Raw genomic sequence first — 15,832 nt, 5'->3', positions numbered from 1 at the left:
TCTTAAACGAAAAAAAGGCGGTGCCAACGATGAACTTTGAATCGGTCATGCAGGAGCTGGAAGCTCTCGGCAAGGAGCGGCTTAAAAAACAGTATATGTCCAATGGAGCGCGGGAACCGCTTTTTGGCGTAGCGACGGGTGCCATGAAACCGATGGCCAAAAAGATCAAAATCAATCAGCCTTTGGCCGAGCAGCTATACGCCACAGGAAACTACGACGCCATGTATTTTGCCGGCATCATTGCGGATCCGAAAGCGATGACCGCGGCGGATTTTGAGCGCTGGATGGAGGGAGCTTATTTTTATATGCTTTCCGATTACGTCGTCGCGGTGACCTTAGACGAAACGGATATTGCGCAAGAAGTCGCGGATCAATGGATCGAAAGCGGCGAGGAATTAAAAATGTCGGCGGGCTGGAGCTGCTATTGCTGGCTTTTGGGAAGCCGGCCGGACGCCCAGTTTGCCGAAAGCAAAATGGCCGGCATGCTGGAGAGGGTGAAAAAGACGATTCACGATTCGCCTGAACGAACGAAATCTTCCATGAATAATTTCTTGTATACGGTCGGGGTATCCTATCTTCCTCTTCATGAACGGGCGGTCGAAACCGCAAAGGCAGTAGGGCCGGTGGAAATGAAACGCGATTCGAAAAAAAGCAGCATCCTGCTCGCTTCGGAAAGCATCCACAAGGCGCTGGAAAGAGGACAGCTTGGTTTTAAGCGCAAATATGTGAGATGTTAAACTCCAAGCGAAGTGTTTATGCTATTGGATGGATCGCAGGAAACACGCCAATTGAAATACGTTTCGTTAAAAATATGGAATATGCGAGAGAGCGCCTAATTGCGTTCTCTTTTTTATTTGCTTGCAAGGAAGTTCCCAAGGCTCGGTTTCCAATGCGAATGGCAAGGGGAACTTACGGGAGCCGTTTGTTTTTGAACAAACATCCTAAAATTTCCATCATATATATCTAAAAAATATATTTATTTATTATATTATTTTGATATAATAAAACCGATCAAACGAATAAGGAGGAAATTTATTATGTTGAAAAGCGGAAACGTGACGGTGATGGCAGCGGATATGAAAAAGGCGGTGCAATTTTACGTCGATACTCTGGGACTGGAGCTGCAGCATGAAGGCGATGGGCATTTTGCCCAAGTCGCAGCGCCGGGATTAACGATCGGACTGTTGCACCTGGCCGGAGATCATGGTTCCGGGCCGGTTAAATCGGGCAGCATGTCCATTGGGTTTGAGGTGGACGACATGGAGTCAGCCATCCAAACCCTGAAATCCCGCGGCGTTGAATTCCATGATGCCGTAGAAGGCCAAGCGGCCCAAGTCGTGCACTTCAGCGATCCGGAAGGGAATACCCTCTACTTGGTTTGCAATCGTTAAGCCAAAGGGAGAAAACTTGAACATAAGGAGGCATCTTTCGCATGGCCTCGAAAACCAATGTCAACATCGTCGTCGCCGGACTGCTGGCGGCCATGTTTATCGGCGCGTTGGACGCGACTGTTGTTGCCACAGCGACCCCTCATATGATCAAGGATTTGCATGGCGAAACGCTGTTCAGTTGGGTGTTTGCGGTGTATACGTTGACCACTTGCGTGGCGACGCCCATTTTCGGCAAGCTCGCCGATTTATTCGGGCGCAAAGCCGTGTTTGCGGCCGGCATCGGATTGTTCGTGCTCGGTTCCGTATTATGCGGGATGGCACAGTCGATGACGGAGCTCATAGGGTTCCGGGCTTTGCAAGGATTCGGAGCCGGGGCGCTCGCCCCGGTATGCTTTACGATCATCGGCGATTTGTTCACCGGAAAGCAGCGCGGCAAGATGATGGGCGTCTTCTCGTCCGTTTGGTCCGTCGCAGGCCTGCTTGGCCCGCTTATCGGAGGTTATTTCGTCGATCAGATGTCGTGGCGATGGATTTTCTACATCAACGTACCGATCGGCCTCATCGCCCTGCTGCTGGTCGTCGCATTTTTGCATCAACCGGTTGAACGCCAGGCGAAAAAAATCGATTACCTCGGCGCGCTTATGTTTACCGTTGCCTTCTCTGCGCTCCTCTATGCGCTGCTGAGCGGCGGGTCAGAGCATTCGTGGGATTCCCCGGTGATCATGGGGCTGCTTCCGGCATCGGCCGTATTTTTCATGCTATTCCTCTGGATTGAAAAACGGGCTGAAGAGCCGATGATCCCGTTGTCGATTTTCCGCATCCGCGTATTGAACATCACCAACATCAGCGGTTTCCTGACGTTCAGCATCACGACGGGGCTTACGGTTTACGCGCCGATCTGGATTCAGTCGGTGCTCGGCAACTCCGCCACGGGCTCGGGCCTGATCGCCATGCCGATGTCGCTGGCCTGGCCGCTGGCTTCCAACGTCGCCGGCAGGCTTATGTACCGGGTCGGAGCGAAGGCATCGATCGTGTTTGGTTCTTTGCTGGTCATGGCCGGCTCCATCTGGCTGATTGCGCTTCAGTTGGACTCGCCTTACGTATTTTGGATAGGCATCCTCGTTCTAGTCGGGTTCGGCATGGGTTTTGTCGCGACGCCCTCCACCGTTGTCGTGCAATCGGTCGTCGGCTGGGAGCAGCGCGGCGTCGCCAACGCTTCCAGCATGCTGATGCGTGCGCTCGGGCAAACGATCGGCATTGCGGTATTCGGCACGATTTACAACCAGCATGTCAACGCCATCGGCTCAAAATCGGAGTTGGTTGCGGGTATGCATGCCATTTTTATCGTCATGTCGGGCATTGCGATTGCAAATCTTCTCACCGTGCTGTTCCTGCCGAAACACCGCCAGGGGATGGCGCAGCAGCATTCGGCTTGACAGATGGGCAAACGGGAGTTGGCATCTCAAACGATAGACGGAACCGGCCGCAAACGGATGCGGCCCGGGAAAGCCGCGGTCGCCGCGGCTTTTCTGTTTTTTCAGGCAGCCGTATGTTATACTGTTGATTGCTTAAAAGCAGTAGAACTTACAAGGGAGGCCATTCGTTTTGTACGAATTGTTCATACTCGGCGAATTGATGAATAACCCGATGCACGGCTATTTGCTGCATCAGATTTTGAACGGAATTGTCGGTCCTACGCGAAAGGTGAGCTGGGGGGCGATTTATCCGCTGATCCACGGCATGGTGGCGGACGGGCTGATCGAGCAGGTTCCCGATGAACAACCGGAGGGCGCCCGACAAGGAAGAGGAAAAAAGATCAAAACCTATAAACTTACGGACGAAGGCAGAATACGTTTTTTTCGGTTGATGGAAGAACCGATTCCATATTCGCCGGATTACGAGCTGCATTTTTATACGAAACTGAAAAACTTCGGATTGATCAGCAAGGAATTGCAGTTTTTGATTTTGCACCAATACAAGGACTACCTGCGGTACGAAATTCGCCATGAGGAAGAGCGGTTGGAGTATGCGAGCCAAGACGAGCGGATTCCCCAAGGGGAACAGCAGTACATTCAGCTTTTTTTCCGGCATCGGTTGGAAAAGCTGCAATTTGACGAACAATGGGCTATGCAGTTAATCCACAGCCATCGGACGGATGGACAAGGGCTTGAGCGGGATTAGTTTATATCGGCGATCCTTTTTCGGAAATGTCGTCGTGAACGTTCAGGATCGCGTTTAAAGTGGAGTTCGCGGCCCTTCGGCGTGAATGGGAGTTTCAAGGACCAATTCCAATACTTTACAATTAATAGAACATCTATGATAATAATGGTATATACTAGAATTTGAGAGGTGTTCTATGAATCAGGTTTATATTACAAGCGTTGGCAAATTCCTGCCGGGATCTCCGGTAAGCAATGATGAAATCGAGGATTATATCGGCAAAATCGGGGGCAAACCTTCCAAAACCAAACGGATCATTCTGGAGAAAAATCAAATCAAATACCGGTATTATGCGATGGATAAAGAGCAAAAAAGTTTATATTCGAATGCCGAAATGGCTGCTTTGGCGATTCGCGACGCGCTGGAACGGAATACGAACGTAACGGAACGGGAGATCGGGTTTCTGGCGGCCGGGACGACCAGACCCGATTTGCTTTTGCCCGGGTTTGCAAGCATGGTGCACGGAGAAACCGGCTTGCCCGCGATGGAAATTGCCTCGCATTCCGGCTTATGCGTAAGCGGAACCCAAGCGCTTAAAAATGCATACGTACATATCAAATCGGGCGAGCATGACGCCGCCGTCTCTTGCGGAAGCGAGTTTTACAGCCGGGAGTTTAAGCATACGAAGTTTGAAGCGCAGGGGATCTACACCAACAGCCGAGTTCCGTTCGATACCGATTTTTTGCGGTTTATGATATCGGATGGAGCAGGGGCGGCCGTCTTGCAGAACGCCCCGAACCGTACGGGCTTATCGCTGCGCATCGATTGGATGGATAACAGGTCCTTTGCGAATCAATACGAAGTCTGCATGTATTCGGGCATGAATAAAGAAGACGGACTGTCGTCCTGGCATGATTACCCTTCGATTCATGAAGCGGCGGACCGCGGAGCGCTTAATTTGCGGCAAGACGTCCGGCTGGTTAATGAAATCGTCAAAGTAGGCGTCTTCCGTTTCCTGGAGCTGATGGAGGAGGGGCGATTCGATCCGAAGGACATCGATTGGATGCTTTGCCATTATTCATCGCATTTTTTCAAGGATGAACTGTTCCGGATGTTTGAGCTTGGCGGCGTGAACATTCCGGAGGAAAAATGGTTTACGAATTTGTACACGAAAGGGAATACGGGCGCGGCTTCGATTTATATCATGCTGGAGGAGCTGTTGAACGAAGGGCATCTTGCCGAAGGGCAGCGGTTGATGTGCATCGTTCCCGAAAGCGGAAGGTTCCAGACCTCGTTTTTCATGCTGACCGTCGTGGGGCCTTCCCCGGAAGCCTAACGGGCGCGTACAGGTTTGACGGGCTGCCGTCTACAGATCAAGCATTCAAACATAAACGTAAGGCTCATGCTGCGTTCTGCAGCGTGAGCCTTATGTTTGTTCGGGCGCTATTTATGTTACCGCAAATTGGGGAGGGATCCCTTCCTCGGTATAGAAGCGGACCGTTTTTCCATTCTTTCGGGCGTACTCTATTTCTTTTTGCGTGCTGCTGCCGATGTATCCGCCCGCGTCAATCACGAAGATTTCGTCGGAAAGATCGATTTTTTTCAGATGGATCGTTCCCAGCAGTTCGGCTTGTTCCTCCGTTAATGGATAACCTTCGCTCTGTTCAAAAAAAGCAACGCTCATGACGATGTTTCCCTGCAGCGTGAGGTAAGCATTGGCCTGCTCGAATTCATTTTTGAATTTGGTTGAACCGCATAAAGTAATGACCTTCATCTTCGGATCCTTTCCCAATGATTGGCTGCGTTAGTTTCCGCTAAGCTGTCCATATCTATATTACCACATTAGAAATTGATCTCCGCCTTTGTTACAATAATCATCATCGAAAATCGTTTTCATAGGGAGGTTTTCCAACATGCCCGCGCAATCGCTGCACAAGGGGCAACCGGTCATCGAGCGAAAAATCCGCTATGATGCAACCGTTGCCTATCATGACTGCACACTTTTGAAGATGGAGCTCCCGAAGATCGTGCTGCTGCACCAGGTAGACAAGCCGTTTACGATGCCGGCCGGCGCAAGCGAACTCACGATACCGGAAGGAACGTATACCTTTGCTTATTATTGGATCGATCGGCCTTATAACCTGTATTTTTGGAGAGACGGCCAAGGGAACTATCTCGGCTCGTATTTTAATCTGGTAAGGAACACGACCGTTACCGATGAGGCCGTATCCTTTGAAGATTTGATCATCGATCTGCTGGTCCTTCCGAACGGGGAGCATTTCGTTTTGGACGAAGACGAACTGCCGGAGCCGCTGCATCAATTCGAAAACGGTTTTGTGCATGAGGCGCTCCATGCATTAATCGGCCAGAAGGATGCCATCCTCGAAGATGCCAAAAAGGAAACCGAACGGCTAGGAGGAGAAATTGATGGCTGAATCCTATCATGCCGTTCCCGTCATTTGCAGCGGTATCGCAGCTGTCCGAATGGCTTCGCATTCCAACATGAAGGAGGAGCAACCGTGCACACGTACATATACATGGTAAGGCATGGGGAATCGCCCAAAACAGACGGAACGGAGAGCACGCGAGGGCTCACGGAAAAAGGGCGGTTAGACGCCCGCCGGGTCACCGAGCTTTTGCGGGAGGAAGGCATCGGCGTATTTGTTTCAAGTCCGTACGCCCGCTCGGTGATGACCATTCAGGAGTTAGCCGACCAAGCCGGGAAGGAGATCATTTTATACGAGAATCTTAAAGAACGGAAATTTGACGCCGGAGAGCACCGGATTTCCGATCGGGAGCTGTATCCTTTGCTGGACCGGTCGTTTGCGGATCCGCATTATGCGTTGCCGGGAGGGGAATCCAACGCGGCTTGCCAGAAGCGGGCGATCGGCGTTCTTCAGGAAATTTTGGAAGTTTACCGCGGACAAAAGATAGCCATTGGCACCCACGGCGCCGTGATGACGCTGATGATGGGGCATTACGACAGCCGGTTCGGTTTGGAGTTTTTGCTCCAATTATCGAAGCCGGATGTGTACCGGATGCAATTTGACGATCAGGAACTGATAGAGGTAAAAAGATTATGGGCTGAATCCGCGAATGTTTGAAAAACAAGTATTCGAAGGCAAAAACGAGCGTGAATCGCGAAAGGAGAAATCGTCTTGGAAGCTTCTGAGCAACTCCACCCAAACATTCCTTGGCAGCGGTTAACGACCCCCTACGGGAGAGGGACGGACATTCCGCGGCTGATCGAGACGGGACAATTTGAATCCTTGGCCGAGCTGGCCGAACATCAAGGCACGTTATGGCAAGTTACGCCATGGGTGCTGCTTGAACTGCTGCGCGGTCTTGAGCTGCGGGGTCCGAAGGAGGCCGCTTCGGGTGAAATCAGGGTGTGTTTGAATGTCGCTTCCGCGCTATCCGATCAGGATTTGGGATTGGAACATCCGGTAACAAGCATGAACGAGCTGTTGAACGAGAAATATCTTTGGCCTGAGGACGAGGAGGAAGACGAACTGGAATGGGAGAGAGGAGAACCGACCGGGTACGACCCCGAGGCGTTTTTCAGCTATTACTATTACAGCGATTTCTTGTTGAAGCAGGCGAGACCCTTGTTCGAGGATATCATGCGCGTCAATTCCGACCTTGCGCCCGAGGTACTGGAACTGCTGGAGCTTTTGAAATAAATGAATGGCTGCTTTTAAAATAAATTCGGCTAGCCTTATACAATGGGGCGGCCGTTTTTTTGCAGTGAATTTGAACGTTAAAAAACGACACTTTTGTCGTTGGTTTCGTTCGTGGACGGGCTCATGATCGATACCTAACCGCCATATCCATGTACAAGAAAATCGGATTCAAGCAGGAAGGGATTTTGCGCGAGTTTCTGTTCCGGGAAGGCGCTTGGCATGATTTAATTCAAATGGGCATCCTCAAGCACGAATACAACGGCAAAAAACTCAAGTGATAGGGGGAGCGGTTTTGGATAGCGCGTTTTTGGCGGAACCGGATTTCGAGTACAAGGACGAATACATAGATTTCTACGAGGAATGGTTAGCCAGCGGAGAGTCCATCGTGCCTTGGGTGGATAGCAGGGGACCGTCCGACTTTGAAGGCATGCTTCAGTTTTTGCGGCAAAATGAAAAGGGGGAAGGTATCCCGGAAGATTGGGTGCCGAGCTCTACTTATTGGTTCGTTACCGAGAACAAACGCGTGATCGGGGCGGTCAACATCCGGCATCGCCTGAACGAAAAACTGCTGCAAAGCGGCGGCCATATCGGGTATGGCGTCCGTCCGGCCGAACGGCAAAAAGGTTATGCCTCCCTATTGCTTTCTTTAGCGCTGGAAAAAGCAAAGGAACTAGGTATTACGAAAGCGCTTGTCGCATGCGACGACTGGAATGCGGTTTCGGAAAAAACGATTTTGAAATACAGCGGGGTGCCGGTCGCAAATTTTAGGGAAGAAGACGGGAATATCGTCAAACGGTTTTGGATCGCAATCTGCTCTATTCGAAAATCTTTCATGCATGTACGGCAGAAAAAGAGGGGAGGGTCCCATCTTTTTCTGCCGCAGATAATCCAGCGGTTTGGGCGGACTCCCGATACGCGGGTAAGACGCTCTCTTCCAGCGGATGTAGCCGCCTATCCCTCACGCCTTATGGCTGCCAATTCACGTTAATGGTCGCGGTGCCGCTGGACGGCGCGGTGAAGGTGTGGTTGCTGCCGCCTTCCCACGTGACGGTGGAGCCTTGTTTTTTCAAAAACTTGAACTCGATCGTTTTGCCGGCCGGAACGCTGACGTCATAATACCAGTTCGGATATTGGTATACGACCTGGTTGTACATCGGCCCGATCGCTTTTGCCGGATCCCAGTTCCCCAGCTCGCTGACATTGCCCGTCAGATACACATTTTGCCCAAGGGCCGTCGTCGCGTTGTTGACCACGAAGCGGACGCTGACCTGGTCTCCGGACAATACCTCGAAGTTGTCGTACACGTTGCTTGCCGTTCCGGCGGCGTTTGCGACTTTAATGTTGTAGATGCCGCCTGCGACGGCCGGAATTTTCACTTTGATCTGCGTGTCTTCCCAAGACGTGATGTTGGCGCCGCTCACCGCCGTCGTGCCGAAGTAGACGGTGCCTTTGCTAGAGCCGAAGCCGCGGCCGTCGATCGTGATCGTCACGCCCGGCTTGGCCATCATCGGCCCGACATGCCCGATGGTCGGCGTCGCCGTTGCCGCGGTGTACTGCCACACCGCCGTGCCGCCGGCCGCAAGCGTGAAATTGGAGGCGGCCCCGCCGGAGCCTACCGTTAACGTGTTACCGTTCAGAAGGCCGCCAAGGACGTCAATGTAGCTGCCTTGCGGCAGGGAAGTGACAAGTCCCGAAATGGAAGCCGGCGCGTTCAAATTGCGGTTGACGGCAACGACGGCAACGTTGCTGCCGAATTTGCGCTCATAAATGAGCACGTCGTTGTTGATCCAGCGCTCCTGCGTCGATCCGTAGGCGATGGCCGGGTTGGACTTGCGCAGCGGCGCCAGCTTTTGAATGACCTGATAGGCGGTCGTCGACGTGGAGAAGGAAGGGATCCGCGCCCGGTTGTCCGGATCGGTCCCGCCCGACATGTACTGCTCGGTGCCGTAATAAATGGCGGGGACGCCGCGCGAGGTCAGCGTGAACGCCAGCGCTTGCTCCAGCTTCCGGCGGTTTGCATTGCTTGCGTGGAAACGCTCCATGTCATGGTTGTCGATGAACGTCACCTGGTCATCCACCTGGGCGTAATCGGCTGCGGAGCCCTCCAGCATCGCCTTCAGGCCGTACATATTGTCGGTGTTGTCCCGGAACACCTGCCGCACCTTTTGGGCAAAACGGAAATCAAGCAGGCTCATGCCGGATTCGTTGGCAAATTTATGGTTTTCCGGGCTCACTTCGTTTACGCCCAGGAACCATTCGCCGAAGGTAAAGACCGGCTTATAGTTGTTGACGGCAGCCATCAAGCTCTTCTGCCAGCCGAACGGCATATGCTTCACCGCATCCATGCGGATGCCGTCGATGCCGAGGTCCAGCCACATTTTGATCGCGTCCTTCAAGTAGACGTCCACGGTGCTGTTGTTATGGTTCAGGTCGGCGAGATCGTACAGGTTTTTGTAGATGCCGTTTTCGGTCGTGGAAAAGTCCGTGCCGCCGTTATCGTGGAACAGGTTCTGCGTATCGTTCGTGTATCCCCCGAGCAGCGTGCCGTTATCGTACAGCCGGCCGTTTTCCGCAAAGGAAGGCTGGTCGGACGAGGCGGGCGACGTATGGTTCGGGGCAAAGTCGATAATGACTTTGATGTTTTTGGCATGCGCGGCGGCGATCAGGTTCTGGAAGTCCGCAATCGTGCCGTAGGCCGGATTCGTCTTTTTGAAGTCCCGGGCCCAGTAGCCGTGATAGGCCGTGTTGTTGACGCCGGAATAATTGATGATGCTGTAGATGTTTTCGACCGGCTGGGAGATCCAGATGGCGGTAACGCCCATCCCGGTCAGGTAACCGTCGTTGATTTTGTTGATGATGCCCTGCCAGTCGCCGCCGCAATACAGCCGGAGGTTCGTGCAGGTTCCGTCAAACGCCGCGCCGGTCGGATTGTTGGCGGGATTGCCGTCCGAAAACCTGTCGGTGAAAATTTGATAGATGACGTCGGTGCTGAAATTTTGCTTGTTGGATACCGAGGTATCCGGGGCGGCCTGGGCGGGGCTGAAAAGCCCGAACGCCAGGGATAGTCCCAGGGAAAACGCGGCTGTCATTTTCAGAAATTTCTTCATGTTATACCTCCTATGTCATCGTTTGAATTCCAGGCTTGTCCGCTGTCGCCGGATCACCTCCTAAAAAGGGCGACAAAAAACCCCGGCTTCTCCATCGAGATACCGGGGTTGTTCCATACCGGGTGTGCGGTCACGGAATGCATGGCCCTTAAATTATATCGAGTATTGCGTTCCTCCATCATTGTAGATGAAAGCGCATACAACTGTCAATAAATAACGATAAAAATTTTTTGGGGCGCTTTTCCGACGATTTTTTTCTAAGCGTAGATATCGGGCGCAATGTGGGAATACATAAAATGTACCTCCAAAATAACAATCGCGGCGAGGTTTATGATATGAAGGAAATCACTCTCTCTTCTTTGACTGTTGAGCTGATTGTCGGATTTTTTTTGTTGTTTATTGTCGTGAAAATCGTCGGAAGAAAGCTGATCCGGCAGATCACGCCGTTTGCCTTTATCGCGTCCATCGTGTTTGGGGAGCTGCTTGGCAACGCCTTGTTTGAACCCGGCATCGGGCTTATTCACATTTTATATTCCATTTTCTTATGGGGATTGCTGCTCATTGTCGTGGAATACCTTGGACAAAAATCGTTGTTTTTCCGCGGGATGTTCGAGGGCAAGCCGTCCGCGCTCATTAAAAACGGCGTCGTGGATTATGAAGCACTGAAAAAAAACCGGATGAACCTCAATCAGCTGCAAAGCCTGCTTCGCCAAAGCGAAACCTTTTCGATCCGGGAGGTGGCCTTTTGCTACCTGGAGGTGGATGGTTCCCTCAGCATTTTGAAAAAGTCCAAATACCAGAAAACGACGCAGGAAGATTTGAAACTCCAGGAAACTCCCGTTTATGTCCCCGTCACGCTCATTCGCGACGGAAAAGTATTGTGGGACGAAATCCAAGACGCGGGCTTTGACGAAACCTGGCTGCACAAGCAGCTTCAAACCCAGCATATTTCCGATTATCGAGAGGTTTTGATCGCCGAATGGCTGGAGGGGGATGGCATTTTCGTCCAAACCTACGCCGGCGGCCGAAGCCGTTAAAAAAAAATCCCCGTCTTACTTCGGGCATCCTCTAGGTTATAATGGAACCGAAAGCAGAAGAGGAACGAAGGGGATGGGGAAAAATGACTGATCACATGCTGTGCCTGGACATCGACGGAACGCTGCTGAATTCGAACCATGACATTTCTTCCGGGACGAAGCGGGCCATTCACGCCTTGCCCGGCGACGTTCGGGTCGTGCTGGTTTCCGCAAGGATGCCCAAGGGCATTGCGTTTATTCACCGGGAGCTGGGTCTGGACACTCCGATCATTTGCTACAGCGGCGCATTGGTTGTCGAAACGGAGGAGGACGGCTCCTACCGGTCGCTTTGGAACAAAACGATGACCATGGCTCAAATCGAGAACATATACCGGCAGGCGAAGCTCGGACGAATCCATGCCGGGTTTTACAAGGACGACGACTGGTATGTCGACCGCCTGGATGAGTGGGCGCTTCAAGAGCGGGATATCGCCAAAACCGATCCGTCCGTCATCGACTTCGAAGCCATGTTCCGTTTGCCGGCAAGTTCGCTTCACGGGGCCCACAAGGCGTTATGCATGGGCGCGGCGCAAGAGATCGGGGCACTGGAAAACTCTTTGAAAAAGCAGTTTGCGGAAGAGCTTGCCATCTACCGGTCCAAACCTTCCTACCTGGAAATTATGGACCGTTCCGTTTCGAAAACGTCGGCCATCCGGTTTTTGCAGGAACGATGGGGCGTGGCGCGGCAGCAGGTCATCGCGGTCGGAGACAATTTCAACGACATGGACATGCTTGAGTACGCAGGCCTTGGCGTAGCCATGGGAAACGCGCCCGAGTCTGTAAAAAACGCGGCGGATGAAGTCACGTTGTCGAATGATGACGACGGCGTAGCCAAAGTTATAGAAAAGTATTTTCATGTCTAGCGGCCAGCGGGGGTGTCCTCCGGATGAACCAGGGGCCAGTGCTTTAAAAAAAGCTCCCCTCAATCGCTATAATACGACAAAAGGAGCAAATTTTGACAAGGTGTTACCTTTGGAGTATTATGGAAACGTTATCAGTAGTTCTACATACCTATATCATCGTTAAGAGGGGAGAAAAGTTAAATCATGCAGCCATCCCATCGGCAGGCAAGCAGCCAAGCCCGGACGAGCAGTACGCCTGCCGGGAAACAGGGCCGTGCTCCTGTTGCCGGCAATCAGAAGCAAGCACCGCAGGCCGGCAGGCCGACCCCCGCAGCCAAAAAGAAAAAGCCCCCCAAGGACAGGCTGGGGCAAGCGGTCGTTTCGCTCATCTTTGGGATTTTCGGGATTCTCATGTTTATCATGTCGTTGTTTGCGATGGATTTAGGATCCGGATACGAGGCTCCAGCCGGCGCAATGTTCATGATGCTCTTGTCTTTTATCGTCAGCCTGATCGGTTTTGTGCTTGGAATCCGGGCCAGGCGATCGCCAAGCGGCAGGGGGATGGCCATCGCAGGCATCACCTTAACGGCGATTCCCGTTGCGCTGATGACGATCACGATCATTTTGGTCTTTGCGATCATGTATGTCGGGAGTCAGGCCACGGTTGGTTAAAAAGGATGTCCTCACGGGTGTTTTTTGAAGACTCCTTCAAAACAAAGGGGCCGTTCGGCCCCTTCCTCAAAACGCTGCACTCGTCCCGGAAAAGGCTCGGCGGACTACGCGGAGACTTTCCGGGCGATCAATTTCGTCATGGCGTGCTGGTGCGGAACGCCCGATGAATTGCAGTCGAATACGACTTCGGAGCTTTCATGCAGGAACCAGTCGCGGTAATGTCCGATTAATTCGCCGGAATGCCATTTGTGGGCATTCGTCTCTTTTTCCGGAGGCGGGGCAATAAAGGGTTTATGGACGAAAACGTTAGAAACATGCAATCCGTTTTCGTTGGTGAATCTCTTGTAATTATCGAAAATTTCATCCCGGAAGTCCGGTTTGATATAATGCAGCACGCCGCTTGAGTATAAAACGTCGAAACCGGAATCCAACCGGAAATCCATTATATCCGCCTTAAACACGTTGACGTGGACGCCGGTTTTTTCGGCGAGCCTTTTCGTTTTGGAGATTCCGGCATCCGTAATGTCGAATGCGGTGACGTCGTAGCCGTTTCTCGCAAAAAACACCGCGTCTTTCCCTTCGCCGCACCCGATGTCGAGCAGCTTCAAGCGCCTGGTCGGAGGCATGAGCTGCAGGACCTGATAACATGCGCTGTTCGGTTCCAGACCCCAAATGTAATCCGGCGTTTTGTATTCCTCTTCATAAACCGTAACCGCCTTGTCGTAAGAAAGGTAGCCCAGAAGCTTGTCGATGCCGACCTGCAGCGTTGCGGACAACTGGGGCAGCAGGGAAAGCTCGGGCAACGACTGCGCATTTTCCCATTTGGATACGGCTTGAAAGGAGAGGCCAAGCCGTGCGGCCAGCTCTTCTTGCGTTAATCCCCGTTCTTTCCGGTATCTAACGATGTTTCTCGCCAAAGTTTCTTTCAACATATGTCACGCTCCTTTATGTACCACATTGTAGCGGCGGGCATTGGAGCGGACAATAACTTTGAAATTGACTTTTTCCCCGGTTCAACCGCCGGTTGAGCCAGCCAGCCCCAAAAGCTCATTTCGAGGCGCTCACCACCCGGTTCCGGCCTTCCCTTTTCGCTTGGTATAACACATGGTCGACCGATTGGAACAGCTCGCTGATCAGGGTCATGGAGCCCGGGATCAAATCGAGCGGGAAACGGTCGACGGACAACAGCCCGATGCTTACCGTCACGGATAATGCGTTTTTCAGGCCGGGCACCATCATTTTATTCGCTTCAACGGCCGCACGAATCCGCTCGGCCAGCTCCAGCGCCGCTTCCGAACCGGTAAAGGGGAGATAGACGATGAACTCTTCGCCGCCGAAGCGGGCCAAAATATCGGTATCCCTAAGGGTTTGCTTTATGACGTTGACCGTGCTGCAGATGACCTCATCCCCGGTCAAGTGCCCGTACCGGTCGTTGATCAGCTTAAAAAAGTCGATGTCCAACAACAGGATGGAAAAGGGGATATGCCGTTCGATATGATTTCTGACTTCTTGCTCTAATTGCTGGGTTATGTAATTTCGATTGAAGCAGCCGGTCAGGCCGTCCGTAATTGCCATTTGCTGAAGCTTCTGATTCGTGAGGTGCAGCTCCTGCTGCATCTCGCTTAACGTTTGATTGCGTTCCTGCAGGATCTCGTTTTGCTTTGCCGTTTCTTCGATGAGCTGGCGCAGACGGCTTCGGTCCTGGAAAGTTATGATCCGTCCGACGCGCGTCCCGCCAACGACGATGGGCGAAACGTGGATATGAACATGACGCCTGTCGCCCTTTTCGTATAAAACGTCGATTTCCGGGCTCTCAAGCGGATCGTTTTTGTATTTTGCAATGAACGTGCCCGACGTGCCGGTGCCTGCATCCGGCAAAATAGCCGCGATTTCAAACCGGTCGCCGATGTGCAAATCCAAAAAGGCAGGCAGCGAACGGTTCGTCTCCACGATGATTTCGTTATCGTCCAGCACCAGGATGCCCAGATTGATGGTATTGATAATGTCTTGGTGGGCGATTTTCAGCAAATCAAAAACCTTGTCCCGATGTATGGCGACGATAAAAAAGACAGCCGAAAGCAAAATGCCCGCCGACGTCAGCCCGGGAATGACCATGGAGGAAACGCGAAAGACGACGTTCACCAAAATATCCGCGCCAATAAACGCCATGACGACGACCATTCCGCGGAGTACTTGCGTGACCTGTTTTTTGATCCGGTCTGCCCGGCTGGCCGACAATGCGGAATGAATCACCCACAGCGAAACGACCCCGTACCCGATCAGCACCAAAGACGTCAGCCAAAAAAGCGGTCCGTAACTACGTTCGGCGTATTGGCCGTGCAGCGGCTGCACGAACATCCCGTTCGGATTCGAGATGACGATGGCTGCGGCAAGACATGCCGGAAGGGCGATCAGCACGGGAAGTCCTTTGCGGGCGGGCAGCGTCCTTTTCGTCAGCAGAAGGGTAAAAAACAGCCACCCCACCGCCAGCAGCGCCAGATCCACGAAAGCGATCTTCACGTATAATAGTTGGAGCCTCGGGGAATCCGTCACCTGGATGGCGAATTGGCAAAGCGGCCATAACGTCATGAAGAAATGAAACATGAGATAAACCTTATGCAGGACGGTGATCGTGACGGAAATAAATACATACGCAAGCAAAGCCAATAAAAGGATGCAAACGATTAAATCGATCCATGCCATCACACGATGTACACCTCGAATGTGTTAAAGTAAAATCAACTCATTCATTCTAACACGGAAAAAGATAAACGAACAAAATAAAAATATTTCAGGATAAGAAAATTTTAGATAAGGAGGCGTACGGGGAGACCGACGAAGAGACGAAGCTGTTGGCGCGGCTCATCGGGGTGTTTAAAAAAAACGCGCCAAACCGGGCAG

General features: G+C 52.2%; 16 protein-coding genes and 1 pseudogene. 13 read left to right on the top strand and 4 right to left on the bottom strand.

The window, feature by feature from the left end; all coding sequences use genetic code 11:
- Positions 1–29 precede the first annotated feature (29 nt).
- The 5 genes from NYE48_RS16745 (at position 30) to NYE48_RS16725 (ending at position 4,887) form a co-directional block, all read left to right on the top strand.
- Positions 30–737: a DNA alkylation repair protein gene (locus NYE48_RS16745; RefSeq protein ID WP_340999487.1), complete on the top strand. Its 708-nt coding sequence runs from the start codon at positions 30–32 to the stop codon at positions 735–737.
- A gap of 300 nt (positions 738–1,037) precedes the next feature.
- Entirely contained in the window at positions 1,038–1,391 is a 354-nt protein-coding gene (locus NYE48_RS16740) for a VOC family protein (RefSeq protein ID WP_036710139.1), read from the top strand.
- 41 nt (positions 1,392–1,432) lie between these two features.
- Entirely contained in the window at positions 1,433–2,827 is a 1,395-nt protein-coding gene (locus NYE48_RS16735) for an MDR family MFS transporter (protein WP_036710143.1), read from the top strand.
- Positions 2,828–2,996: 169 nt separating this feature from the next.
- On the top strand, positions 2,997–3,572 hold the full coding sequence (locus tag NYE48_RS16730; protein WP_212952039.1) for a PadR family transcriptional regulator: 576 nt from the start codon (positions 2,997–2,999) through the stop codon (positions 3,570–3,572).
- Positions 3,573–3,747: 175 nt separating this feature from the next.
- On the top strand, positions 3,748–4,887 hold the full coding sequence (locus NYE48_RS16725; RefSeq protein WP_212952040.1) for a beta-ketoacyl-ACP synthase III: 1,140 nt from the start codon (positions 3,748–3,750) through the stop codon (positions 4,885–4,887).
- A 111-nt stretch (positions 4,888–4,998) separates the two neighbouring features.
- On the opposite strand, the gene NYE48_RS16720 is transcribed toward NYE48_RS16725, so the two are convergent.
- Positions 4,999–5,325, bottom strand: coding sequence for a DUF4406 domain-containing protein (locus NYE48_RS16720; RefSeq protein WP_036710212.1), 327 nt, complete (start codon positions 5,323–5,325; stop codon positions 4,999–5,001).
- A gap of 139 nt (positions 5,326–5,464) precedes the next feature.
- Between NYE48_RS16720 and NYE48_RS16715 the strand changes: the two genes are divergently transcribed.
- The 5 genes and pseudogenes from NYE48_RS16715 to NYE48_RS16695 all read left to right on the top strand — a co-directional run.
- Entirely contained in the window at positions 5,465–5,986 is a 522-nt protein-coding gene (locus NYE48_RS16715) for a DUF402 domain-containing protein (protein ID WP_212952041.1), read from the top strand.
- An 84-nt stretch (positions 5,987–6,070) separates the two neighbouring features.
- Complete coding sequence (locus tag NYE48_RS16710) at positions 6,071–6,655, top strand: histidine phosphatase family protein (protein ID WP_212952042.1); 585 nt, start codon at positions 6,071–6,073, stop codon at positions 6,653–6,655.
- 54 nt (positions 6,656–6,709) lie between these two features.
- Positions 6,710–7,234 carry a hypothetical protein gene (locus NYE48_RS16705; RefSeq protein WP_036710153.1) on the top strand — a complete coding sequence of 175 codons (525 nt, stop codon included), beginning with the start codon at positions 6,710–6,712 and terminating at the stop codon, positions 7,232–7,234.
- Between the two features lie 149 nt (positions 7,235–7,383).
- Positions 7,384–7,512, top strand: a complete 129-nt coding sequence (locus NYE48_RS16700) for a GNAT family N-acetyltransferase (protein WP_445324008.1) — start codon at positions 7,384–7,386, stop codon at positions 7,510–7,512.
- A 14-nt stretch (positions 7,513–7,526) separates the two neighbouring features.
- Positions 7,527–8,045 (top strand): annotated as a pseudogene (locus tag NYE48_RS16695) (GNAT family N-acetyltransferase); the annotation flags it as partial.
- A 154-nt stretch (positions 8,046–8,199) separates the two neighbouring features.
- On the opposite strand, the gene NYE48_RS16690 reads toward NYE48_RS16695, so the two are convergent.
- Entirely contained in the window at positions 8,200–10,341 is a 2,142-nt protein-coding gene (locus NYE48_RS16690; protein ID WP_340999481.1) for an alpha-amylase family glycosyl hydrolase, read from the bottom strand.
- Between the two features lie 335 nt (positions 10,342–10,676).
- On the opposite strand from NYE48_RS16690, the gene NYE48_RS16685 reads away from it, so the two are divergent.
- The 3 genes from NYE48_RS16685 to NYE48_RS16675 all read left to right on the top strand — a co-directional run bounded on the left by NYE48_RS16685 (position 10,677) and on the right by NYE48_RS16675 (position 12,931).
- Entirely contained in the window at positions 10,677–11,378 is a 702-nt protein-coding gene (locus tag NYE48_RS16685; RefSeq protein WP_036710163.1) for a DUF421 domain-containing protein, read from the top strand.
- Positions 11,379–11,461: 83 nt separating this feature from the next.
- Positions 11,462–12,280, top strand: coding sequence for a Cof-type HAD-IIB family hydrolase (locus tag NYE48_RS16680; RefSeq protein WP_340999480.1), 819 nt, complete (start codon positions 11,462–11,464; stop codon positions 12,278–12,280).
- A 183-nt stretch (positions 12,281–12,463) separates the two neighbouring features.
- Positions 12,464–12,931 carry a hypothetical protein gene (locus tag NYE48_RS16675; RefSeq protein ID WP_340999479.1) on the top strand — a complete coding sequence of 156 codons (468 nt, stop codon included), beginning with the start codon at positions 12,464–12,466 and terminating at the stop codon, positions 12,929–12,931.
- 104 nt (positions 12,932–13,035) lie between these two features.
- On the opposite strand, the gene NYE48_RS16670 is transcribed toward NYE48_RS16675, so the two are convergent.
- Together NYE48_RS16670 and NYE48_RS16665 are read right to left on the bottom strand one after the other, a co-directional pair.
- Entirely contained in the window at positions 13,036–13,860 is an 825-nt protein-coding gene (locus NYE48_RS16670; RefSeq protein ID WP_341000684.1) for a methyltransferase domain-containing protein, read from the bottom strand.
- Positions 13,861–13,978: 118 nt separating this feature from the next.
- Positions 13,979–15,634, bottom strand: a complete 1,656-nt coding sequence (locus NYE48_RS16665) for a histidine kinase N-terminal 7TM domain-containing diguanylate cyclase (protein ID WP_212952068.1) — start codon at positions 15,632–15,634, stop codon at positions 13,979–13,981.
- Positions 15,635–15,832: the final 198 nt, after the last annotated feature.

The organism is Paenibacillus sp. FSL M7-1455, assembly GCF_038004655.1.
Lineage (GTDB): Bacteria > Bacillota > Bacilli > Paenibacillales > Paenibacillaceae > Paenibacillus_AQ > Paenibacillus_AQ cookii.
The sequence above is the reverse complement of the archived record's forward strand: the minus strand, read 5'-3'. Positions and strand labels throughout refer to the sequence as shown.

Coding starts and splice junctions, on each gene's coding strand:
- NYE48_RS16740 (WP_036710139.1), top strand. CDS start 1,038: ATGTTGAAAAGCGGAAACGTGACGGTGATGGCAGCGGATATGAAAAAG.
- NYE48_RS16685 (WP_036710163.1), top strand. CDS start 10,677: ATGAAGGAAATCACTCTCTCTTCTTTGACTGTTGAGCTGATTGTCGGA.
- NYE48_RS16715 (WP_212952041.1), top strand. CDS start 5,465: ATGCCCGCGCAATCGCTGCACAAGGGGCAACCGGTCATCGAGCGAAAA.
- NYE48_RS16690 (WP_340999481.1), bottom strand. CDS start 10,341: ATGAAGAAATTTCTGAAAATGACAGCCGCGTTTTCCCTGGGACTATCC.
- NYE48_RS16720 (WP_036710212.1), bottom strand. CDS start 5,325: ATGAAGGTCATTACTTTATGCGGTTCAACCAAATTCAAAAATGAATTC.
- NYE48_RS16725 (WP_212952040.1), top strand. CDS start 3,748: ATGAATCAGGTTTATATTACAAGCGTTGGCAAATTCCTGCCGGGATCT.
- NYE48_RS16665 (WP_212952068.1), bottom strand. CDS start 15,634: ATGGCATGGATCGATTTAATCGTTTGCATCCTTTTATTGGCTTTGCTT.
- NYE48_RS16675 (WP_340999479.1), top strand. CDS start 12,464: ATGCAGCCATCCCATCGGCAGGCAAGCAGCCAAGCCCGGACGAGCAGT.
- NYE48_RS16680 (WP_340999480.1), top strand. CDS start 11,462: ATGACTGATCACATGCTGTGCCTGGACATCGACGGAACGCTGCTGAAT.
- NYE48_RS16745 (WP_340999487.1), top strand. CDS start 30: ATGAACTTTGAATCGGTCATGCAGGAGCTGGAAGCTCTCGGCAAGGAG.
- NYE48_RS16700 (WP_445324008.1), top strand. CDS start 7,384: ATGTACAAGAAAATCGGATTCAAGCAGGAAGGGATTTTGCGCGAGTTT.
- NYE48_RS16735 (WP_036710143.1), top strand. CDS start 1,433: ATGGCCTCGAAAACCAATGTCAACATCGTCGTCGCCGGACTGCTGGCG.